Source organism: Nocardioides sp. HB32 (assembly GCF_054058995.1).
In genome coordinates, this window is sequence record NZ_JBSSBS010000001.1 from 4,201,613 (window position 1) to 4,221,761 (window position 20,149).

General features: G+C 71.6%; 19 protein-coding genes. 6 read left to right on the forward strand and 13 right to left on the reverse strand.

All coding sequences use genetic code 11. From position 1 onward, the window contains the following. Window positions 1-18 precede the first annotated feature (18 nt). Window positions 19-165 carry a GPGG-motif small membrane protein gene (locus tag ACVW2K_RS21055; RefSeq protein WP_197025192.1) on the forward strand — a complete coding sequence of 49 codons (147 nt, stop codon included), beginning with the start codon at window positions 19-21 and terminating at the stop codon, window positions 163-165. Here ACVW2K_RS21055 and ACVW2K_RS21060 read toward each other — a convergent pair whose 3' ends face one another. Further along, on the reverse strand, window positions 166-960 hold the full coding sequence (locus ACVW2K_RS21060; RefSeq protein WP_081790187.1) for a UdgX family uracil-DNA binding protein: 795 nt from the start codon (window positions 958-960) through the stop codon (window positions 166-168). It lies immediately after the preceding gene. A 61-nt stretch (window positions 961-1,021) separates the two neighbouring features. On the opposite strand from ACVW2K_RS21060, the gene ACVW2K_RS21065 reads away from it, so the two are divergent. Further along, a complete protein-coding gene (locus ACVW2K_RS21065; RefSeq protein WP_457203847.1) occupies window positions 1,022-1,888 on the forward strand; it encodes a TIGR03619 family F420-dependent LLM class oxidoreductase in 867 nt (288 codons plus the stop codon). An 18-nt stretch (window positions 1,889-1,906) separates the two neighbouring features. Here the strand turns inward: ACVW2K_RS21065 and ACVW2K_RS21070 are convergent, their stop codons facing one another. Both ACVW2K_RS21070 and ACVW2K_RS21075 read right to left on the reverse strand, forming a co-directional pair. Continuing rightward, on the reverse strand, window positions 1,907-2,386 hold the full coding sequence (locus ACVW2K_RS21070) for a DUF421 domain-containing protein (RefSeq protein ID WP_457203848.1): 480 nt from the start codon (window positions 2,384-2,386) through the stop codon (window positions 1,907-1,909). A 10-nt stretch (window positions 2,387-2,396) separates the two neighbouring features. Continuing rightward, complete coding sequence (locus tag ACVW2K_RS21075) at window positions 2,397-2,918, reverse strand: hypothetical protein (RefSeq protein ID WP_028635628.1); 522 nt, start codon at window positions 2,916-2,918, stop codon at window positions 2,397-2,399. Window positions 2,919-2,932: 14 nt separating this feature from the next. On the opposite strand from ACVW2K_RS21075, the gene ACVW2K_RS21080 reads away from it, so the two are divergent. Continuing rightward, a complete protein-coding gene (locus tag ACVW2K_RS21080) occupies window positions 2,933-3,160 on the forward strand; it encodes a DUF7218 family protein (RefSeq protein ID WP_028635627.1) in 228 nt (75 codons plus the stop codon). 3 nt (window positions 3,161-3,163) lie between these two features. After that, entirely contained in the window at window positions 3,164-4,123 is a 960-nt protein-coding gene (locus ACVW2K_RS21085) for a TIGR03557 family F420-dependent LLM class oxidoreductase (RefSeq protein WP_457203849.1), read from the forward strand. Here the strand turns inward: ACVW2K_RS21085 and ACVW2K_RS21090 are convergent. The 4 genes from ACVW2K_RS21090 to ACVW2K_RS21105 all read right to left on the reverse strand — a co-directional run bounded on the left by ACVW2K_RS21090 (window position 4,078) and on the right by ACVW2K_RS21105 (window position 9,931). After that, the gene (locus ACVW2K_RS21090) at window positions 4,078-4,533 is read right to left on the reverse strand and encodes an SRPBCC family protein (RefSeq protein ID WP_457203850.1); all 456 of its coding nucleotides are present in this window, start codon (window positions 4,531-4,533) and stop codon (window positions 4,078-4,080) included. The two genes, ACVW2K_RS21085 and ACVW2K_RS21090, sit on opposite strands and share 46 nt — an antisense overlap. Window positions 4,534-4,663: 130 nt before the next feature. Continuing rightward, the gene (guaA, locus tag ACVW2K_RS21095) at window positions 4,664-6,241 is read right to left on the reverse strand and encodes a glutamine-hydrolyzing GMP synthase (protein WP_457203851.1); all 1,578 of its coding nucleotides are present in this window, start codon (window positions 6,239-6,241) and stop codon (window positions 4,664-4,666) included. Between the two features lie 349 nt (window positions 6,242-6,590). Then, window positions 6,591-8,312 (reverse strand): GMC oxidoreductase, encoded by a 1,722-nt coding sequence (locus ACVW2K_RS21100; protein WP_457203852.1) that lies wholly within the window; start codon window positions 8,310-8,312, stop codon window positions 6,591-6,593. Beyond that, window positions 8,309-9,931: a succinic semialdehyde dehydrogenase gene (locus ACVW2K_RS21105; protein WP_457203853.1), complete on the reverse strand. Its 1,623-nt coding sequence runs from the start codon at window positions 9,929-9,931 to the stop codon at window positions 8,309-8,311. The genes ACVW2K_RS21100 and ACVW2K_RS21105 overlap by 4 nt, the downstream gene beginning before the upstream one ends. 43 nt (window positions 9,932-9,974) lie before the next feature. Here ACVW2K_RS21105 and ACVW2K_RS21110 point away from each other — a divergent pair, with 43 nt between their 5' ends. Beyond that, complete coding sequence (locus ACVW2K_RS21110; RefSeq protein ID WP_457203854.1) at window positions 9,975-10,751, forward strand: class I SAM-dependent methyltransferase; 777 nt, start codon at window positions 9,975-9,977, stop codon at window positions 10,749-10,751. On the opposite strand, the gene ACVW2K_RS21115 is transcribed toward ACVW2K_RS21110, so the two are convergent. The 4 genes from ACVW2K_RS21115 to ACVW2K_RS21130 form a co-directional block, all read right to left on the reverse strand. Then, a complete protein-coding gene (locus ACVW2K_RS21115) occupies window positions 10,739-12,178 on the reverse strand; it encodes an aldehyde dehydrogenase (protein ID WP_457203855.1) in 1,440 nt (479 codons plus the stop codon). The genes ACVW2K_RS21110 and ACVW2K_RS21115 overlap by 13 nt on opposite strands. Window positions 12,179-12,203: 25 nt before the next feature. Next, a complete protein-coding gene (locus ACVW2K_RS21120; protein ID WP_457203856.1) occupies window positions 12,204-13,310 on the reverse strand; it encodes a hypothetical protein in 1,107 nt (368 codons plus the stop codon). Continuing rightward, window positions 13,307-14,434, reverse strand: coding sequence for a phosphotransferase family protein (locus ACVW2K_RS21125; protein ID WP_457203857.1), 1,128 nt, complete (start codon window positions 14,432-14,434; stop codon window positions 13,307-13,309). Before ACVW2K_RS21125 ends, ACVW2K_RS21120 begins: the two co-directional genes overlap by 4 nt. A gap of 96 nt (window positions 14,435-14,530) precedes the next feature. Continuing rightward, complete coding sequence (locus ACVW2K_RS21130; RefSeq protein ID WP_457203858.1) at window positions 14,531-16,270, reverse strand: glycerol-3-phosphate dehydrogenase/oxidase; 1,740 nt, start codon at window positions 16,268-16,270, stop codon at window positions 14,531-14,533. A 72-nt stretch (window positions 16,271-16,342) separates the two neighbouring features. On the opposite strand from ACVW2K_RS21130, the gene ACVW2K_RS21135 reads away from it, so the two are divergent. Then, the gene (locus ACVW2K_RS21135; RefSeq protein WP_457203859.1) at window positions 16,343-17,542 is read left to right on the forward strand and encodes a CapA family protein; all 1,200 of its coding nucleotides are present in this window, start codon (window positions 16,343-16,345) and stop codon (window positions 17,540-17,542) included. Here the strand turns inward: ACVW2K_RS21135 and ACVW2K_RS21140 are convergent. Both ACVW2K_RS21140 and guaB read right to left on the reverse strand, forming a co-directional pair. After that, a complete protein-coding gene (locus tag ACVW2K_RS21140) occupies window positions 17,505-18,611 on the reverse strand; it encodes a GuaB3 family IMP dehydrogenase-related protein (protein ID WP_028635617.1) in 1,107 nt (368 codons plus the stop codon). The two genes, ACVW2K_RS21135 and ACVW2K_RS21140, sit on opposite strands and share 38 nt — an antisense overlap. 18 nt (window positions 18,612-18,629) lie before the next feature. Next, the gene (gene guaB / locus ACVW2K_RS21145; protein ID WP_457203860.1) at window positions 18,630-20,132 is read right to left on the reverse strand and encodes an IMP dehydrogenase; all 1,503 of its coding nucleotides are present in this window, start codon (window positions 20,130-20,132) and stop codon (window positions 18,630-18,632) included. Between the last annotated feature and the right edge of the window lie 17 nt (window positions 20,133-20,149).

Genomic DNA, 20,149 nt, shown 5'->3' on the forward strand with positions numbered 1-20,149 from the left:
AGAGGGAGGTACCAACACATGGCATTCCTGCTGTGGATCATCGCCGTGATCCTCGTGATCGCCGGCATCGTCCAGCTGTTCAAGGGCGCCTGGCTGTGGGGCATCGTGCTGATCATCGTCGGCTTCGCCGTCGGTCCCGGCGGCTACAGCATCTTCCACAAGTAGCTAGCCCAACTCACGCGCAGCGACCGCCAGGTCGGCCACGAGATCCTCGTACGCCGCCTGGCGGTCGTCTGCGCGGAGCACCGCCGAGGGGTGCGTGGTCGCCAGCACCCAGGCCGGAGGCCGGCCCACCACGAAGTCGTCCGGCCACGTCGCCAGCCGGCCGCGGGTGTCGCCGACCGTGAACGACGACCCGTAGACCGCCTTCCCGGCGGTACCCCCGAGCAGCACGACGCCGGTCGGGCGGATCAGCTGCAGCTCGGCCGCCAGCCAGGGCGCGCACGCGGCGACCTGCGCCCTGCTGGGCGACTTGTGCAGCCGCTGCTTGCCGCGCGTGCCCGACCAGCGGAAGTGCTTCACGACGTTGGTCCGGAACACGTCGTCGGGATCGATGCCGGCGTCGGCGAGCGCCCGGTCCAGCACCTTCCCCGCGGGCCCCACGAACGGCTCGCCCTCCTGGTCCTCGTGGTCCCCGGGCTGCTCCCCGAGCACCATCAGGCGGGCGGTACGCCGTCCGGCGCCCATCACGCCCTGGGTCGCGTCCCGGTACAGCTCGCAGCCGCGGCAGTCCTGGACCGCCTCGCGCAGCGCCGTCAGGCTCAGCCGCTCCGGCACCCACTCGGCTGCGCCAGGTCGTTCCTCGGACATGACGGCGGGGTACCCGGGTGCCCGGCGGACCATGACCCGGACCCGCTCCTGCCCTCGCCCTCGCCCGGCATGGGCGACGGGACCCGCACGCCTGCGTGAGCCGCGCGGTCCCGTCGCACTCGTGAAGGTACCCCCCGGGGGCACTGCCATCCTTATCCTTTCGGGTGATTTTTCATAGAACGCGTTCTAGTTCTCCGGCTAGGCTGGGTCCGTGCGCTTCTCGATCAGCACGGCGTTCCAGCCGGTCGACCACCTGCCCGCCCTGGCCCGTGCGGCGGACGAGCTGGGCTACCACTCGATGGCGGTGCCGGACCATGTCGTCGACCTCGAGGAGCTCGAGACGCCGTACCCCTACACCGCCGACGGCGGCCGCCGGTGGGGCCACGACGCGGCCTGGCCCGACCCGTGGGTCCTGGTCGGCGCACTGGCCGCGGTCACCACCCGGTTGCGGTTCTTCACCTCCGTGTACGTACCCGCGATCCGCAACCCCTTCCAGGTCGCGAAGAGCGTCGGGACCGCCGCGGTGCTGTCCGGCAACCGGGTCGGCCTCGGCGTCGGGATCGGCTGGTGCCGCGAGGAGTTCGAGCTGCTCGGCCAGGACTTCTCGACCCGCGGGAAGCGCACCGACGAGGCGCTCGCGCTGATGGCCGAGCTCTGGGAGCAGGGGTGGACCGAGTTCGAGGGCGAGTTCTACTCGGCACCCCGGCTGGTCATGGAGCCCACGCCCACCGAGCGGATCCCGATCCTCGTCGGCGGGCTGTCCGAGGTCGCGTTCCGCCGGGCGGCGCGTCACGACGGCTGGGTCGGCGACATCTACACGACCGACGAGGCCATCGCGCACGCCGCGCGGCTGGCGGAGGTACGCCGCCAGATCGGCGCCGAGGGCGACTTCTCGGTGGTCGCCGCGCTCAGCGACGCGTTCCTCCCCGAGCACTTCGCGCGCGCGACGGCCGGCGGCGTCACCGACTGCTGGACGATGCCGTGGGCGATGTACCACGGGCTGGACTGCACGCTAGAGCAGAAGCTCGACGGGCTGGCGCGGTTCGCGGCGGACGTGCTCGTGCCCCTCGGCTCCTAGCCTGCCCTGCTCGTCCGCTCATCCAGCAGGGGGCCGCTCCGGAGCGCCCTCCTGGTCGGCGTCGTGGGTGAAGAACGAGATCCGGCCGTCCGCCTCCAGGACGGCGTACTCGATCTCCGAGGTGCTACGGATGCCCTGCTCGCGGGCCGCGACCAGCAGGTCGGCCATCGAGAGCCGTTCGCGGCGCATCCCGTCCTCCAGCGGTCGCCCGTCGGCGAAGACCAGGACCGGCCGCCCGGTGAGCACCGGACGGAACCGCGGCAAGCGCCACTGCAGCCAGGACAGCCCGACGGTCAGCAACGCGAACGTGCTCACCGCCAGCATCCCGCCGGTCACCGAGTAGTCCTGCTGGGTGACGGCCTGCTGCACGAGGTCGCCCATCGTGACGTAGAGGAGCAGCTCGAAGGTGCTCAGCTCGCCGAGGGTGGAGCGGCCGACCGCCCGGGTCACCAGCCACAGGAACAGGAAGATCACGAGAGCCCGGATCACGATCTCCATGCCGGTCCCCTCATGGCAGCAACGTCGTCTCGAAGTCCACGGTGGCGACCCGCCGTCCGTCGGTCATCACGCTCACCGAGCCGCCGCGGCCGACCTGGCTGGCGGGCTGGATGTAGGCGTCGTACGCGACCACGAACGTGTCGCCCGGCGGCGCGGCGAACGTCAGGTACAGCGTGTCCCCGTCCCGGGTCGAGTCCGACGGGTCGGGGTGGAACCCCTGGGTCTCGAAGATGTCGAAGTAGTCGCCGGTGACCGCCAGGGTCAGGTCCTTGCCGAACCCGCCCGGGTGCGTGACGGTGACCTGCCACGGAACGTCGAGCCCGGCGCGGGCCGTCGTCGCGTGGTCGAGCTCCAGGGTCCAGCCGTCGCCCGCGGCCGAGTCCGTGGCGGTGCGCACGCCGAGCAGCCCGGCTGCGCCGGCGAGCACGAAGACGAGGAGCAGCACGAGGAATCCCCGCCTGCTCCAGATCGCGGCCGCGCCCTGGGCGCGGGTCTCCAGGTTCTCGATGGTCTGCATGGTCGCTCGGGACACGGGTACCCAGTGGCATGCCGAACAAGTCCAGCAACATCAAGAACGAGAAGCAGTACGAGGCCCTCAAGGACAAGGGCATGTCCAAGCAGCGCGCGGCGAAGATCGCGAACGCGAAGGACTCCTCCAAGCACGGGGGCCAGCAGTCCGGGAAGGGCGGCGACAGCAGCCAGGGCGGCACCACCGCCCAGAAGAAGGAGGCCGGCCGCAAGGGCGGCAAGGCGGCGGCGAAGAAGAAGAGCTGACCGGTGAGGATCGGCTACTTCCTCTCCTGCGAGGAGCATCCGCCCGAGGAGCTGGTCCGGCAGGCGAGGCTGGCCGCCGACGCGGGCTTCGAGGGCCTGTGGATCTCCGACCACTACCACCCGTGGAACACCCAGCAGGGGCAGAGCCCGTTCGTCTGGAGCGTGATCGGGGCCGTCGCCCAGGTCTGCGACCTGCCGGTGACGACGGCCGTCACGTGCCCCACCGTGCGGATCCACCCCGCGGTGATCGCCCAGGCCGCCGCGACCAGCGCCCGGATGTGCGCAGGCGGATTCCGGCTCGGCGTCGGCTCCGGCGAGGCGCTCAACGAGCACGTGACCGGCTCGCGGTGGCCGACCGCCGACGTGCGCCTCGAGATGCTGGAGGAGGCGGTGGAGGTGATCCGCCGGCTGCTCACCGGCGAGCGGGTCACCCACCACGGGCGGCACTACACCGTCGAGGACGCGCGGATCTACACGCTGCCCGACCGACCGGTCGAGATCCCGGTGTCCGCCTTCGGCCCGGCCGCGATCGAGCTGGCGGCGCGGATCGGCGACGGGTTCGTCACCGCGCAGCCGGACGCCGAGGGACTGGCGTCGTACCGGGACCAGGGCGGCCGGGGGCCCGCGATGGCCGGCGCCAAGGCCTGCTTCGGCCCCGACCGGGAGAAGGCGCAGGCGCTCGCCCACCACCTCTGGCCGAACACGGGGATCCCGGGCGAGCTGGCCCAGGTGCTCCCCAGCCCGGCGCACTTCGAGCAGGCGGCGGAACTCGTCACGCCGGAGATGATCGGCGGGACCGTCCCGTGCGGCCCGGACCCCGACGAGCACGTGGAGAAGCTACGCGCGTACGCCGAGGCCGGGTTCGACGAGCTCTACGTCGGCCAGATCGGTCCCGACCAGGAGCCGTTCTTCGAGTTCTACGCCAGCGAGGTGCTGCCCGCGCTGCGCCGCTCCGCGATGTAGGCGAGCCGGCGCAGCGACTCGGTGTTCCGCCACTTCAGGGGGAGGTCGCGCAGCGGCTTGGGAATCAGCCGCACCGGGCCGCGCGCGGCGTCCTCCTCGATCGTCACCTCGGTCTCCGTGCCGACCGCCTCGAGGCGGATCGTGACCCCGGCGGTCCCGGTCGGCCAGGCCTTCGCGTGGATCACGAGCCGCAGTCCGGGGACCGACTCGACCACCTCGGTGGAGTCGTCGATCACCAGCGGCCAGGTCCCGACCGAGTGGTGCAGCCGCGAGCCGACCTCGGGCCAGTTGTCGTCGACGTCGCGCATCCGCGTGGCTCCCACCACCCAGAGCGGGTAGAGCCAGCCATCGGAGAGGACGTCCCATACCTGCTCGGGCGTGGCATGGATGAGGCGGGTGTTGGTCGACATGCCCGCGCAGTACCCATCCCGGAAATAGAAGAACCGCCGGGGTCTCGGGTCCCCAGCGGTTCGAGTACCACTGTAACCACCCGAACGGGTGAAGTCCCGCTTTTCGCGCAATTTCCCGAAGAGACCTGCGTCACTCCCACTCGATGGTGCCCGGCGGCTTCGAGGTGATGTCCACGGTGACCCGGTTGATCTCGCGCACCTCGTTGGTGATCCGGGTCGAGATCCGCTCCAGGACGTCGTACGACAGCCGCGCCCAGTCGGCGGTCATCGCGTCCTCGGAGGTGACCGGGCGGAGCACGACGGGGTGTCCGTAGGTGCGGTGGTCGCCCTGGACGCCGACGCTGCGGACGTCGGCGAGCAGCACGACCGGGAACTGCCAGATGTCGCGGTCCAGGCCGGCGCGGGTCAGCTCCTCGCGGGCGATCGCGTCGGCCTCGCGGAGGATGTCGAGGCGCTCGCGGGTGACCTCGCCGATGATCCGGATCCCGAGGCCGGGGCCGGGGAACGGCTGGCGCCACACGATCTCGGGGGGCAGGCCGAGCTGCTCGCCGACCAGGCGGACCTCGTCCTTGAACAGCGTGCGCAGCGGCTCGACGAGCTCGAACTCGAGGTCGTCCGGCAGGCCACCGACATTGTGGTGCGACTTGATGTTCGAGGTGCCGGCTCCCCCGCCGGACTCGACGACGTCGGGGTAGAGCGTGCCCTGCACGAGGAACGCGACCTTGTCCCCGGCCGCCGCGGCCTCGCCCAGCACCTCGGCCTCGGCGGCCTCGAATACCCGGATGAACTCGCGACCGATGATCTTGCGCTTCTCCTCGGGGTCGGAGACGCCGGCGAGCGCGTCGAGGAACTGCTTCTCGGCGTCCACGACCTTGAGGTCGGCGCCGGTCGCGGCCACGAAGTCCCGCTCGACCTGCTCCGACTCGCCCTGGCGCATCAGGCCGTGGTCGACGTACACGCAGGTCAGCCGGTCGCCGATCGCGCGCTGGACGATGGCCGCGGCGACCGCGGAGTCGACCCCGCCGGAGAGGCCGCAGATGGCCTGGCCGCGCTCGCCGATCTGCTCGCGGATCTTCTCGATCTGCTCCTCGACGATGTTGACCATGGTCCAGGTCTGGCGGCAGTGCGCGATCTGGACCAGGAAGTGCTCCAGCACCTTCTGGCCGTGCTCGGTGTGCAGCACCTCGGGGTGCCACTGCACCCCGGCGAGCCCGCGACCGACGTCCTCGAACGCCGCCACCGGGGTCTTGTCGGTCGACGCGAGCACGTCGAAGCCGGCCGGTGCCGCGACCACGGAGTCGCCGTGCGACATCCACACGGTGTGCTCGGCGGGTACGTCGGCGAGCAGGGTGCCCTCGCTGGACACGCTGACCGAGGTGCGGCCGTACTCGCGGGCGCCGGTGTGGGCGACCTCGCCGCCGAGGCCGCGGGCCATCAGCTGGAAGCCGTAGCACATGCCGAACACGGGCGTACCGGACGTGAACAACGCCTGGTCGATGGCGGGCGCGCCCTCCTCGTAGACCGACGACGGGCCGCCGGAGAGCACGATCGCCTTCGGCTTGCGGGCCAGCATCTCGGCCACCGGCGTGGTGTGCGGGACGATCTCGGAGTACACCCGCGCCTCGCGGACGCGCCGGGCGATCAGCTGGGCGTACTGGGCCCCGAAGTCGACCACCAGGACCAGATCGTGCTCCGCCGCCTGCGTCATGCGCTGAGCCTAGCGAGGTCGCCGCTCGCTCTCGCCATCGACTGGTGTCTCGATACGGCGGTCGATCCCGTCGCTTCGGCTCAGGGGATCGCGCCTACTCGACCCGTTTCGCCGACGCCGGACGCGCTCCGCGCGCCCGACTGGCGAAACGCATCAGGGCCCGGCCGGGGAGGGAGGGATGGCCGGGCCCTGATCGTCCACGCATCTGCTGGACAGAGCCTGGACATGGGACCCGGCGGTGGGAGGGAGCGTATTGACCGGGTCCGACCTCTCAACGACGCGTCCAGACGGCGGTTACGGGGTCGGACACCCTCTTCGAAGAGTTTTTTCGACGGTTTCCGACGGAACCTCAGCTGACGCCGACGATGGGCAGCCGGAGGGCGCCCGGAGCGTCCTCGGGCACCACCGGGGCGAGCGGACTCACCGGGGAGATCCGGCGATACGGCGCGCCCAGGTCGGGGCGGAGGTCGGTGTGCCCCTTGTTCGGCCAGAACGACATCGCCCGCTCCGCCTGGGCGGTGATCGTGAGCGACGGGTTCACGCCCAGGTTGGCGGTCACCGCCGAGCCGTCGGCGACGTGCAGGCCGGGGTGGCCGTACACGCGCTGGTAGGGGTCCACCACACCGGTCTCGGGCGAGTCGCCGATGGCGCAGCCACCCAGGAAGTGCGCGGTCAGCGGCTTGTTGAACGCGTCGCCGACGGCGCTGCCCGGGAAGCCGCCCATGATCTCGGCCATGGTCCGGATCGCCTCGTTGCCGGCGGGGATCCAGGTCGGGTTGGGGACGCCGTGGCCCTGCTGGGAGGTCAGGTAGCGCCTGCGGGTGCCCGGGATCCGCTTCGTGTAGGTGGTGATCGAGTTGTCGAGGCTCTGCATCACCAGCGCGATCACGGTCCGCTCGGACCAGTGCTTCATGTCGTAGAGGTTCGCGACCTCGCGGCGCTGCCGCCACATCTCCCGCAGCCAGGTCCGCCACCGCGACTGGTCGCCGTCCCCGTCGGTCAGCACCGACTGGAGCAGCGACATCAGGTTGCTGCCGGGGCCGTACCGCACCGGCTCCACGTGGGTGTTGGCGTCGGGGTGGAAGCTCGAGGTGATCGCGATGCCCTGGCTGTAGTCGACGCTGAGGTCCGGCGCGATCGAGCCGCCGATCGACTCGGAGTTGGTGCGCGACAGGAAGCCGAGCCGCTGCGAGATCCGGGGCAGGTGGCCCTCGTCGCGCATCCGGTGCAGCAGCCGCTGGGTGCCGAGCGCGGACGCCGCGAAGACGACCTGCTCGGCCGTGAGGACCCGCCGCCCGATCCTGCGGTCGACCTTCGCCTTCGTGTAGCGCACGTGCACGTCGTACCCGCCGCCCGAGCGCGGGCGCACCCGGGTGACCGTGGTCAGCGGCAGGATCCGGGCGCCGTTCTGCTCGGCGAGGTAGAGGTAGTTCTTGACCAGGGTGTTCTTGGCGTTGTGGCGGCAGCCGGTCATGCACGAGCCGCAGGCGGTGCAGGTACGCCGAGCGGGGCCGGCGCCGCCGAAGAACGGGTCGTCGACCTGCTGGCCCATGCCGGCGCCCGGGCCGCCGAAGAAGACCCCGACCGGGGTCGGGTGGAACGTGTCGCCGACCCCCATCTCGGTCGCGACCTTCTCCATCACGTCGTCGGACGGGGTGCGGAGCGGGTTCTCCACCACGCCGAGCATCCGCTTGGCCTGGTCGTAGTACGGCGCCAGCTCGTCGCGCCAGTCGGTGATGTGGCTCCACTGCGGGTCGGCGTAGAACGCGGGCAGCGGCTCGTAGAGCGTGTTCGCGTAGACCAGCGACCCGCCGCCGACCCCGGCGCCGGAGACGATCAGGCAGTCCCTGAGCGCGTCGATCCGCTGGATGCCGTAGCAGCCGACCTCGGGCCTGAAGAGGTACTTGGTGACCTCGAACGACGTCTCGGGGAGGTCGTCGTCCTCGAACCGCGCCCCGGCCTCCAGGACGCCGACCCGGTAGCCCTTCTCGGTGAGTCGCAGGGCCGTGACCGAGCCCCCGAAGCCCGACCCGACGACCAGGACGTCGTAGTCGAACCGCTCAGCCGTCACGCCCGGCCCAGCTTCTTCATCAGGCGGAGGTTGGCGGTCATCACCTTGGCGTACGTCTCGTCGGACATGCCGAACTGCGGCGAGAAGCGGATCAGCCGCTGGGTCGCGACCGACTGGGTCTCGGTGTAGCGCAGGATGCCCTCGCTGCCCTGCCGGCGGCCCATGCCGGACTCGCGCATGCCGCCCATCGGCGCGTCGAGGCTGGCGAACGTGGCTGCGAAGGCCTCGTTGATGTTCACGGTCCCGCACTTGATGAAGCGGGCGATCGCGCGGGCCCGGTCGCCGTCCTGGCTGTAGATCGAGGCGTTGAGGCCGTACTGCCCGTCGTTCGCACGGGCGACCGCGTCCGCCTCGTCCTGGAACCGGTAGAGCGACACGACCGGCCCGAACGTCTCCTTGCCGAAGCAGGTCATGTCCGGCGTGACGCCCTCGAGGATGGTCGGCTCGAAGAAGTACGGGCCGAGGTCGGGGCGGGCCTTGCCGCCGGTGAGCACCCGGGCGCCCTTGGCGACCGCGTCCTCCACGTGCGCGGTGACGGTGTCGAGCTGCTGCTGGGAGATCAGCGGGCCCATGTCGTTGCCCCAGTCCATGGTCGCCCCGAGCGTCATCGCCTGGGTGCGGGCCACGAACCTCTCGACGAACCGGTCGTACACCTGGTCGGCGACGAAGATCCGCTCCATCGAGACGCAGAGCTGGCCGGAGTTGGAGAACGACGCGCGCACCGCGCCCTCGGCGGCCTTCTCGAGGTCGGCGTCGCGGAGCACGAGGAGCGGGTTCTTGCCGCCGAGCTCGAGCGAGCAGCCGATCAGCCGCTCGGCGCAGCCCTTCGCGATGAGCCGGCCGGTCGCCGTGGAGCCGGTGAAGCAGACGTAGTCGGCTCGCGCGACGATGGCACCGCCGATCTCCGGACCGGGACCCGACACGACCTGCCAGAGGTCCTTCGGGAAGCCGGCCTGCTCGAGCAGCTCGGCCGCGAGCAGCGCGGACAGCATGGTCTGGGCATCGGGCTTGGCGACCACGGCGTTGCCGGCGAGCAGTGCCGGGAGGCCGTCGCAGAGCGCCATGGTGAACGGGTAGTTCCAGGGCGAGATGATGCCGACGACGCCCTTGGGGACCCGGTTGACCTCGACCCGGGTCAGCCCGGGCACGACGCCGCTCTTGCGCTCGCTGTCGAGGTGCTGGTGCGCCGTCCGGCCGTAGTAGCGCGCGGTCAGCGCGACGTGGAGGGGCTCGTCGAAGGCGTGCTTCCGCGCCTTGCCGGACTCCAGCACGATCAGGTCGATGATCTCCTCCTGGCGCTCCAGGATCAGGTCGTGCAGCCGCAGCAGCGCGGCGGCCCGCTCGTCGAGCCGGGTGCGCGACCAGGCGAGCTGCGCCTTCCGGGCCCGCGCGAACGCGTCGGCGACGTCGCCCTCGGTGCTCTGAGGAACGTGCGCCAGCGGCGCGTCGTCGAGCGGCGAGCGAACCTCCGCCGTCGTTCCCGACGTGGCGACCAGGCGCCGGGTCAGCGCTGCGGTGTACTCGGGCTCGAGCGCGTACGACGCTCGCGGGTCGTGCTCGGGGTCGTGCGGACCTTCGACCACCGGGCCACCGGGCGAGGCGGGGTTCTGGGCGCTCATGGGGTCAGGCTACCTCCGGGTAGGTTTGCTGAGGGAGGGTCTCGTGGAGAACAGGTTCGGGGCGGGCACGGACCAGTGGGCGCGCCAGCTCGGACGGCTGCGCGACGCCGTTCGCCAGGCGCTGGTCGCGACCCAGCTCGACACGGTCGTGAGGCCGCCGTCTGCCGTGCTCGACGTCGGCTGCGGCCAGGGCACCCAGGCGCTCCGGCTGGCCCGGCTCGGGCACACCGTCACGGGCCTGGACCTCTCCTCCGAGCTGCTCGACCGGTTCCGCGCCGCGCTGGAGGACGAGCCCGACGAGGTACGACGGCGCGTGACGCTCGTCGAGGGCGCCGGGGAGACGGCGGCCGCGCTGGGCGAGTTCGACGTGGTGCTCTGCCACGGAGTCCTGATGTACCTCGACGACGACGATGCGATGCTGGACGCGCTGGTGGGGGCGCTGGCGCCCGGCGGCCGGCTCAGCCTGCTGGTGCGCAACGGCCTGGCGCTCGCGATGCGGCCCGGCCTCCTCGGCGACTGGGCCGCGGTCGGACCGGCGCTGTCGGCCTCCGGCTACACCAACCGGCTCGGGCTGCCGGCCCGGGCGCACACCCCGCAGCAGCTCGACGAGGCATGCGGGGCACGCGGCCTCCGGCGTACCCACTGGTGGGGCGTGCGGGTCTTCAGCGACCACCTGCCCGGCGACGCGCCGCCCGGCGACGACATCGACGAGCGGGTCGCCGCCGAGCTGGCGGTCAGCGGGGTGGACCCGTACCGGCAGGTGGCAGCACTGACCCACCTGGTCTACGAACGGGTCTACGAACGGGTCTACGGCTTGTAGATCGACTTCACCTCGGTGTAGTGGCTGAGGCCCTCGGGGCCGAACTCGCGGCCGATGCCGGAGTTCTTGAAGCCGCCGAAGGGCGCGGCGAAGTCCATCGTGTAGGTGTTCACGCCGTACGTGCCGGTGCGGACCCGACGGGCCACGTCCAGGCCGCTCTCGACGTCGCCGGTCCACACGGTGCCGGCCAGGCCGTACTCCGAGTCGTTGGCGATCCGGATCGCGTCGTCCACGTCGTCGAAGGGGATGACCGAGAGGACCGGGCCGAAGATCTCCTCCTGCGCGATCCGCATGCCGTTGTCGACGTCCGCGAAGATCGTCGGCCGGACGTACCAGCCGGACGAGAGGCCGTCGGGCATGCCGTTGCCGCCGATGACCACGCGGGCTCCCTCCTCCTGGCCCAGCGCGATGTACTTCTCGACGCGCTCCTGCTGCCGCTGCGCGACCATCGGGCCGATCTCGGTGGCCGGGTCGAGCGGGTCTCCGACCTGCATGCCGGAGACGGCCTCGGCCAGCGCGTCCACGACCGTCGAGTAGTTCGAGCGGGACGCGAGGATGCGCGTCTGCGCCACGCAGGCCTGGCCGGAGTTCATCAGCGCGGTGAACTTCAGGCCCTCCATGGTGGCGGCCAGGTCGGCGTCGTCGAGCACGATCGCGGCGGACTTGCCGCCCAGCTCGAGCGAGACCCGCTTGAGCTGCTGGCCGCAGACCGCGGCGATCTTGCGGCCGGCGGCGGTGGAGCCGGTGAACGCGACCTTGTCGACGCCCGGGTGCGAGACCAGGTGCTCGCCGACCTCGCGGCCCGCGGCCACGATGTTGACGACGCCGGCCGGCACGCCGGCCTCCTGGAGCAGCTCGGCCATCAGGTAGGTGTCGAGCGGGGTCTCCGGCGCCGGCTTGACCACGATCGTGCAACCGGCGAGCAGCGCCGGGACCAGCTTGGACATGATCGTGAACTGCGGGACGTTCCACGGCGGGATCGCCGCGACCACGCCGACCGGCTCGCGCCGGACGATGACCTCGCCGAGCGACCCCGCCCGGGTCTCCTCCCACGGGTACGTGCGGGCGATGCCGAGGAACGCCTCGATCTGCATCCACGGGGCCGGCGCCTGCGCGAGGTTGGAGAAGGACAGCGGCGCGCCCATCTCGGTGGAGATCAGCTCGGCCATCTCACCCATCCGGCCGGCGTACAGGTTCGAGAAGGCCTGGACGACCTCGATCCGCTCCTCGGGGCTCATCCGCGGCCACGGGCCGGAGTCGAAGGCACGGCGGGCGGCGGCGACCGCGGCGTCGATGTCGGCGGCGCTGCCCTCCGGGACCGTCGCGACGACCTGCTCGGTGTGGGGCGAGACGACCTCGATGAGGTCGCCGGTGACGGGGGCCGCCCAGTCGCCGTCGATGAAGAAGGCGTCGCGGTCGAGGGTCATGGTGTCTCCTGTTTGCTGACTGGGTTTACGGGGCGAGCGTGAAGAAGTCGGTGAAGCCGGACGGGTCGTGCCGGCCGATGCAGAAGTGCTCGAAGAGGCCGAAGCCCTCGTGGCCGTCGATCGTGGCCCGGCCGACGTGGTCGACGCAGCCGAACATGAAGCGGCCCTGAACGGCGTCGTCGGCCATGTCGTAGGTGACCCGTTCCGCGAAGCGCTCGCCCTTCCAGGTGCCGTGGATCCAGTCCGGGTCGCCGCCGTACCCGCCGCCGACGTGCAGGGGTACGGCGAGCCGTGACTCGACCTCCATCACGACCGGCTTGCCCTCCGGTGTCGCGCACCGGATGGTCGCGCCGGTCGGGGTCCGGGTGCCGGACCGGTAGTGGACGTCGATGACCGGCCAGCCGAGCTGCTCGACGCGCCCGTCGTTCCAGATCCGCGTGCAGTCGTTGAGCGTCCGGTAGCCGTCCGGGCCCTCCTGGATGATCACGACGACGGCGTACTCCTCGAACTGGACCGGGACGTAGAGCCACCACATGCCCTCGAACGGCGGGTCCGCGGGCGCGCCCGGCGGCTCGGGCTCGCCGACCGGGCGGATGCCCCAGGAGCGGTCGCGGCTGCCGAGCCAGACGTCCGGGTCGACGGCGATCTCCTCGCCGTCGAGGACGATCGTGCCGCTCCACGCGCCGAGCTGCGCGAAGCGCTGGGCGTCGAGGGTCACCCGGCTGCCGCTGCGCATCACGTGCGGCTGCTCCTGCACCACCTCGCAGGTGCCTTCCCAGGTGAGGTCGAGCGCCAGGCCGTCGGTCTCCTCGAGGACGACGCGGACCTGGCGCAGCGGGTCCGGCACCTCGATCCGGTAGCTGCCGACCCGCGGGTTCATCCGGTCCTGGTCCATCAGGTCCGAGAGGTGGACGGCGGTCTGCTTGCCGTTGCGGGCGACGAGGACGAACGCGTCCTTGGTGCCGAGGTTGGGGTAGTAGCCCATGCCGGTGACCAGCATGATGTCACCGGTGCGGTCGTGGGCGTTGAAGTACCAGCGGTCGTAGAAGTTCCGGTCGCTGCTGTCGGCGTACGCCAGGGGCAGCGGCGCCTGGTGCAGGGGGAACTCGTCGAGCGGGATGATGTCGCTCATGCGCCGGCCTCCGCGAGCAGTCGGTCCAGCAGCGGCTTGTGGTGGAACAGGCTCTCGATGTCGTCGGGCCGCTCGACCTCGCCGAAGTGGATCTGCCGGGCGCCGGTGCGCATGAAGACGATCGCCCACTGCACGCCGTTGTAGACGTGGTACCAGTGCAGGTCCCCGAGCTCGACTCCCGCGACCCGCTCGTACTCCGCCTTCACGTCCTCCTCGCGCAGGAAGTGCGGCATGCCCGGCATCTCCAGCATCCCGGTGATCGCCTCGAACACCTGGTGGGCGAAGACGATCCACGACACGTCGAGCTCGCGCGGCCCGATGGCGGCCATCTCCCAGTCGAGCACCGCGACCGGCTCGAAGTCGCGGTACATGACGTTGCCGATCCGCGAGTCGCCCCAGCACAGCACGGCCTCGTCGGTGGCCGGGAGGTTCGCCTCCAGCCAGGCCAGCGCGCGCTCGACCGTCGGGCTGCGGCCGATGTCGGGGACGGCGAAGTCGTACCAGGCGCGGGTGCGCGCGACGTTGCGCGCGAGCATGGTCGCGCCGTCGTGGTGCGGCGCGAGGAACCCGAAGGTCTGCTGGGCGTCCGGGATGCCGTGCAGCTCCGCGAGGACGGCGACGCTGTTGTCCTGCAGCCGCTTCTGGTCCTCCGGGCTCGCGTCGTGGAGCCAGTTGTCGCCGAAGTTGTACGGCAGCACGTCCTGCGGCACGACGCCCTCGATGCGGTCCATCAGGAAGAACGGCGTGCCCAGCACCTCACCGGTCGGCTCCATCCAGCGGACCGCCGGCACCGGCACGCCGGTCAGCTCGCCGACCAGCCGGATGGCGTCGTACTGGTCCTGGAGCGCGTAGTTCGGGAAGACCGGCAGGTCCTCGGCGGCGGGCGCCACGCGGGCGACGTACTCCCCGTGCCTGGGCACGCCGCCCTCGGTCCAGTCCGCGTCGAGGATGATCGTCTCCGAGGACATGCCGTTGGCGTCGACGCCGCTGTGCAGCGTGACCACCGGGTCGGCGCCGTCCGGGAGGAGCGTGGCCAGCCAGTCGGCCAGCCGGGTCGGCAACGTGCTCGAATCCCTGCTCGAGCGCTGCATCTTCATGTCGGCCGGCGGGGGCGCCTGGGTCACGTTCCCTCCTGAGGTGACGCTGTGACGTGGGTCTCAGCATCGGTGGAACGTGTTCTAGTTGTCAACGGGGCCGGCCCGCCCACTCAGGGGGAGTCGCTACACGATGTCGCGCACCGACACCCGCGCCTCGTCGGCCTCCTGGTCGGTGGGCATCAGCTGGGACTGCCGCTCCGCCTCGACCCGGCGCAGGTAGTGGTCGACCTCCTCGGCGGTGCGGGCGTCGTCCCAGCCGAGCTCGGCGGCCATCAGGGCCGCGGCGACGGGGGCGGCTGAGACGCCGCGGTCGAAGGTCTCGATCGAGATCCGGGTCCGCCGGGTGAGGACGTCGTCGAGGTGCCGAGCACCCTCGTGGGTGACGGCGTACACGATCTCGGCGGCGAGGTAGTCCTCGGCGCCCTCGAGCGGCAGCCCGAGCGGTCGCCGCGACGCGACCAGCGCGAGCAGGTCGTCGACGAGCCCGCCGTACCGCCCGAGCAGGTGGTCGATGCGGGCGACGTGCAACCCGGAGCGCCGGGCCAGCAACACTCTCTGGTTCGAGCGCGTCTCCCAGTCAGCGGCGCCGACCAGCGGCACCCGGTCGGTGATGGAGGAGCGGATCGTGAGCCCGAGCGTGGAGGAGAGGGAGTGCGCGGCGGCGTCGACGGCGTCGCGGCCCATGATGCGGTACGTCGTGAGCTTGCCGCCGGCGATCATCACCAGGCCCGGGACCGGCGTGACCACCGTGTGCTCGCGGGAGATCCGCGAGGTGGGCTCGGACTCCCCGGACAGCAGCGGCCGGAGCCCGGCGTACACCCCTTCGACGTCGGAGTGGTCGAGCGGCTCGCGCAGGATGGCGTTGACGTGGCCGAGGACGTAGTCGATGTCGGCCCGGGACGCCGCCGGATGCGCCTTGTCGAGGTCCCACGGCGTGTCGGTGGTGCCGATGATCCAGTGCCGGCCCCAGGGGATCACGAACAGCACGGACTTCTCGGTGCGCACGATGAACCCCGCCTCGGACCGGATCCGGTCCCGCGGCACGACCAGGTGGATGCCCTTCGAGGCCTGCACGTGCAGGGCGCCCCGACCGCCGACCAGCTCCTGGATCTCGTCGGTCCACACCCCGGCCGCGTTGATCACGACCCTTGCGCGGACCTCGAGGTCGCGACCGTGCTCCAGGTCCCGCGCGCGTACGCCGACGACCCGCTCCCCCTCGCGCAGGAACCCGGTCACCTTGACCCGGGTGGCCACCTGGGCACCCTGGGCGGCGGCGGAGCGCGCGATCGTCAGCACCAGGCGGGCGTCGTCGACCTGGCAGTCCCAGTACTTGATCGCGCCGACCAGCGAGCCCGGGTCGAAGTCGGGCGCGATCCGCTCGACGCTCCTGCGCGAGAGGTGCCGGTGCCGCGGCAGACCGGCGGGGGCGTCGCCCAGCCGCGCCATGCCGTCGTACATCGTGAGGCCGGCGGCGACGTACGGCCGCTCCCAGCCCCGGTGGGTCAACGGGTAGAGGAACGGCACCGGGCGGACCAGGTGTGGGGCGAGCCGGGTCAGCAGCAGGCCGCGCTCCCCGAGCGCCTCCCGGACCAGCCCGAAGTCCAGCATCTCCAGGTAGCGCAGGCCGCCGTGGACCAGCTTGCTGCTCCGGCTGGAGGTGCCGCTGGCGAGGTCGCGCTGCTCGAGCAGCCCGGTGGAGAGCCCGCGGGTCACCGCGTCGAGCGCCACGCCGGCACCCACGACTCCCCCACCCACGACCAGCACGTCGAGCTCGGCCTGCCCGCCGAGCCCCTGCATCGTCGCGAGGGCGTCGTCGCGAGCCTGCGGGCTGAGGGCGCTGGGCTCACTCCTGGGCACGCTCATGTGTCCAGTCTCGCAAACGGCCGTCTTCCCGATGTGCGCACGCACGCCACCCGGAACCGATTCAATGGCCGGATGCGGATGACGGGGGCCGCCCTGGCACTCGTCGCCGCCCTGGTGGCGACGGGCTGCCAGGAGACCCCGGCGCCCGTGCAGCCGGTCGCCGTCGACTCGGTCCCCACGCTCGCCCCTCCCCCGCCCACCAGCCAGGCGCCGGCACCGCGCACGGTCTCGCTGGTGATGGGGGGCGACCTGCTCTGGCACAACACGGTCTGGGCGAGTGCCGCCGAGGACCACCGGCGCACCGGCGTGGGCGACCGCTACGACTTCGACCCCATGTTCGCGTGGCTGAAGCCGGTCATCGAGTCCGCGGACCTCGCGATCTGCCACGAGGAGGTGCCGTTCGCGTCACCGGGCGAGCGGCTCAGCAGCTACCCGGTGTTCCGGGCGCCTCACCAGATCGCCGGATGGATCGGGTCGATGGGATGGGACGCGTGCACGACCGCGTCGAACCACAGCCTGGACGACGGGGTCGAGGGCGTCGACGAGACGGCGGACCTGCTGGAGGCGGCCGGGGTGGCCCACGTCGGCACCTTCCGATCGCCCGCCGAGCGCCGGGCGCCGGTCATCCTCACGACCGCGAACGGCGTCCGCGTCGGGATCGTCGCGGCGACGTACGGCCTCAACGGGTTCGTGCTCCCCACCGGTCACGAGTACGCCGTCTCCCAGCTCGGCGACGCCGACGGCCTGCTCGCGCAGGCCCGCCGCGCCCGCGAGGCCGGCGCGGACATCGTGGTCGCCCACGTGCACTGGGGCACCGAGTACGACCACCTCCCGGACGCCACCCAGGTCGCGCTCGCCCGGGGGCTGACCGCGTCGCCGGACATCGACCTCGTGCTCGGCGAGCACGCGCACGTCGTCCAGCCGGTCACGAAGGTGAACGGGAAGTGGGTCGTCTACGGCCTCGGCAACATGGTCGCGCAGAGCGAGCTCGAGCGGCCGTCGGCCTACGAGGGCATCACGGTGCACTTCGACCTCACCGAGCAGCCGGACGGCAGCTGGCTGGTCACGCGCGCGTCGTACCTGCCGACCCAGTGGAACCACTACAGCGGCGGCGACCCGATCCGGATCCGGCACGCGACCGGCAGCCACCTGGCCTCGGTGCGCGCAGCAGTCGGCGGCGTCGGCGGCAACCCCGGGCTCCGGGAGGACCAGGCGGACAGCGAGGCCGGGGCCCTCACTCGACGACGACCTCCACCCGCTGGAACTCCTTGAGCTCGGTGTAGCCGGTGGTGGCCATCGAGCGGCGCAGTGCGCCCATCAGGTTCATGGTGCCGTCGGCGACCCGGGAGGGCCCGAACAGGATCTCCTCGATCGTGCCGACGGTCTCGAACTGCACCCGCTGGCCGCGCGGCAGGTCGTGGTGGTGGGCCTCCGTACCCCAGTGGAACCCGCGGCCCGGCGCGTCCGAGGCCCTCGCGAACGGCGAGCCGACCATCACGGCGTCCGCCCCGCAGGCGATCGCCTTGGCGATGTCACCGGACTTGCCGATGGAGCCGTCCGCGATCACGTGCACGTAGCGGCCGCCGGACTCGTCGAGGTAGTCACGGCGCGCAGCGGCCACGTCCGCCACCGCTGACGCCATGGGGACGGCGACGCCGAGCACCGTCCGGGTCGTGTGCGCCGCCCCGCCACCGAAGCCGACCAGCACGCCGGCCGCGCCGGTGCGCATCAGGTGCAGGGCGGCCTGGTGGGTGGCGCAGCCGCCGACGATCACCGGGACGTCGAGCTCGTAGATGAACTCCTTGAGGTTGAGCGGCTCGGCCTGCGACGAGACGTGCTCCGCTGAGACGGTCGTCCCGCGGATCACGAACATGTCGACGCCGCCGTCGACGACGGCCTTCGCGAACTCCTTGGTCCGCTGCGGCGACAGCGACCCCGCCACCGTCACGCCGGACTCGCGCATCTCCCGCAGCCGCTCGGTGATCAGCTCGGGCTTGATCGTCTCGGTGTAGATCTCCTGGAGCCGCCTGGTCGCGTCGGCGCCCTGGAGACCGGCGACCTCCTCGAGCAGCGGGTCCGGGTCCTCGTAGCGGGTCCACAGGCCCTCGAGGTTGAGCACCCCGAGGCCGCCGTACTGCCCGAGCGCGATCGCGGTCGCCGGGGACATCACGGAGTCCATCGGCGCCGCGAGCACCGGCAGCTCGAAGCGGTACGCGTCGATCTGCCAGGCGGTGCTGACCTCCTCCGGGTCGCGCGTGCGCCGCGAGGGCACGATCGCGATGTCGTCGAAGGAGTAGGCGCGGCGGGCCCGCTTGGCGCGGCCGATCTCGATGTCCGTCACCGGCTCAGACTATCGAGGTCACCGGCCCGAGTAGTTCGGCGCCTCGACGGTCATCTGCACGCCGTGGGGGTGGCTCTCCTGGAGCGAGGCCTGGGTGATCCGCACGAAGCGACCCTTCTCCTGCAGCTCCGGGACGGTCCGCGCGCCGATGTAGAACATCGACTGGTTGAGGCCGCCGATGAGCTGGTGCGCCACGGCCGCGAGCGGGCCGCGGTAGGCGACCTGGCCCTCGATCCCCTCGGGGACGATCTTGTCGTCGCTGTCGACCTCGGCCTGGAAGTAGCGGTCCTTGGAGTACGACTTCTTGCCACGGCTCGACATCGCGGCCAGGGAGCCCATGCCGCGGTAGGACTTGAACTGCTTGCCGTTCACGAACACCAGCTCTCCCGGCGACTCCTCGCAGCCGGCGAGCAGCGAGCCGATCATCACGGTGTCCGCCCCGGCCACGATGGCCTTGGCGATCTCGCCGGAGTGCTTGAGGCCACCGTCCGCGATGACCGGCACGCCGGCCGCCTTGCAGGCCAGTGCCGCCTCGTACACCGCGGTGACCTGGGGTACGCCGACGCCGGTGACGACCCGGGTCGTGCAGATCGAGCCGGGGCCGACGCCGACCTTCACGGCGTCCGAGCCCGCGTCGACGAAGGCCTGGGCGCCCTCCTTGGTCGCGACGTTGCCGCCGACGACCTGGACGTGCCTGGTGGCGGGGTCGGACTTGAGCCGCTGGACCATGTCCAGCAGCATCCGCACGTTGCCGTGCGCGGTGTCGGCGACGAGCACGTCGACGCCGGCGTCCACGAGCGTGGTCGCGCGCTGCCAGGCGTCGCCGAAGTAGCCGATCGCGGCACCCACGAGCAGCCGGCCCGACCCGTCGTACGACGCGAGGGGGAACTGCTCACCCTTGACGAAGTCCTTGACGGTGATCAGGCCGGTGAGCCGGCCGTCGGGGTCGACGAGCGGCAGCCGCTCCCGCTTGTGCTTGCGCAGCAGGAGGGTCGCGTCCTCGCGGCTGATGTCGGACGGCGCCGTGATCAGCGGCATCGGCGTCATCACCTCGTCGACCTTCGTGGTCGCCCACTCCGCGACCGGGGTGAAGCGCAGGTCGCGGTTGGTGATGATGCCGAGCAGCCGGCTGTCGCTGTCGACGACGGGGAAGCCGGAGATGCGGTACTCGCCGGCCAGCTGGTCGAGCTGCTCCAGGGTCGCGTCCGGCCCGATCGTGACCGGGTTCGGGATGATGCCGGTCTGGGTCCGCTTCACCAGGTCGACCTGGTAGGCCTGGTCCTCGATCGAGAGGTTGCGGTGCAGCACGCCGAGGCCGCCCTGGCGGGCCATCGCGATCGCCATCCGCGACTCGGTCACGGTGTCCATCGCCGCACTCACCAGCGGCACGTTCAGCGTGAGCTCGCGGGTCAGCCGGGTGGTCAGGTCGATGTCGGCCGGCGCCAGGTCGGAATGACCGGGCAGCAGGAGGACGTCGTCGTAGGTCAGGCCCAGGGTGGCGAACTTCTCGGGAACCTCCACTCCCCCAGCCTACCGAC

Bases quoted from the DNA above. Each gene is read 5' to 3' on its own strand.
- ACVW2K_RS21120 (WP_457203856.1), bottom strand. From the start codon at position 13,310: ATGAGCGACATCATCCCGCTCGACGAGTTCCCCCTGCACCAGGCGCCG.
- ACVW2K_RS21055 (WP_197025192.1), top strand. From the start codon at position 19: ATGGCATTCCTGCTGTGGATCATCGCCGTGATCCTCGTGATCGCCGGC.
- ACVW2K_RS21060 (WP_081790187.1), bottom strand. From the start codon at position 960: ATGGCAGTGCCCCCGGGGGGTACCTTCACGAGTGCGACGGGACCGCGC.
- ACVW2K_RS21130 (WP_457203858.1), bottom strand. From the start codon at position 16,270: ATGAGCGTGCCCAGGAGTGAGCCCAGCGCCCTCAGCCCGCAGGCTCGC.
- ACVW2K_RS21090 (WP_457203850.1), bottom strand. From the start codon at position 4,533: ATGTCGACCAACACCCGCCTCATCCATGCCACGCCCGAGCAGGTATGG.
- ACVW2K_RS21105 (WP_457203853.1), bottom strand. From the start codon at position 9,931: ATGAGCGCCCAGAACCCCGCCTCGCCCGGTGGCCCGGTGGTCGAAGGT.
- guaA (WP_457203851.1), bottom strand. From the start codon at position 6,241: ATGACGCAGGCGGCGGAGCACGATCTGGTCCTGGTGGTCGACTTCGGG.
- ACVW2K_RS21135 (WP_457203859.1), top strand. From the start codon at position 16,343: ATGCGGATGACGGGGGCCGCCCTGGCACTCGTCGCCGCCCTGGTGGCG.
- ACVW2K_RS21115 (WP_457203855.1), bottom strand. From the start codon at position 12,178: ATGACCCTCGACCGCGACGCCTTCTTCATCGACGGCGACTGGGCGGCC.
- ACVW2K_RS21070 (WP_457203848.1), bottom strand. From the start codon at position 2,386: ATGGAGATCGTGATCCGGGCTCTCGTGATCTTCCTGTTCCTGTGGCTG.
- ACVW2K_RS21080 (WP_028635627.1), top strand. From the start codon at position 2,933: ATGCCGAACAAGTCCAGCAACATCAAGAACGAGAAGCAGTACGAGGCC.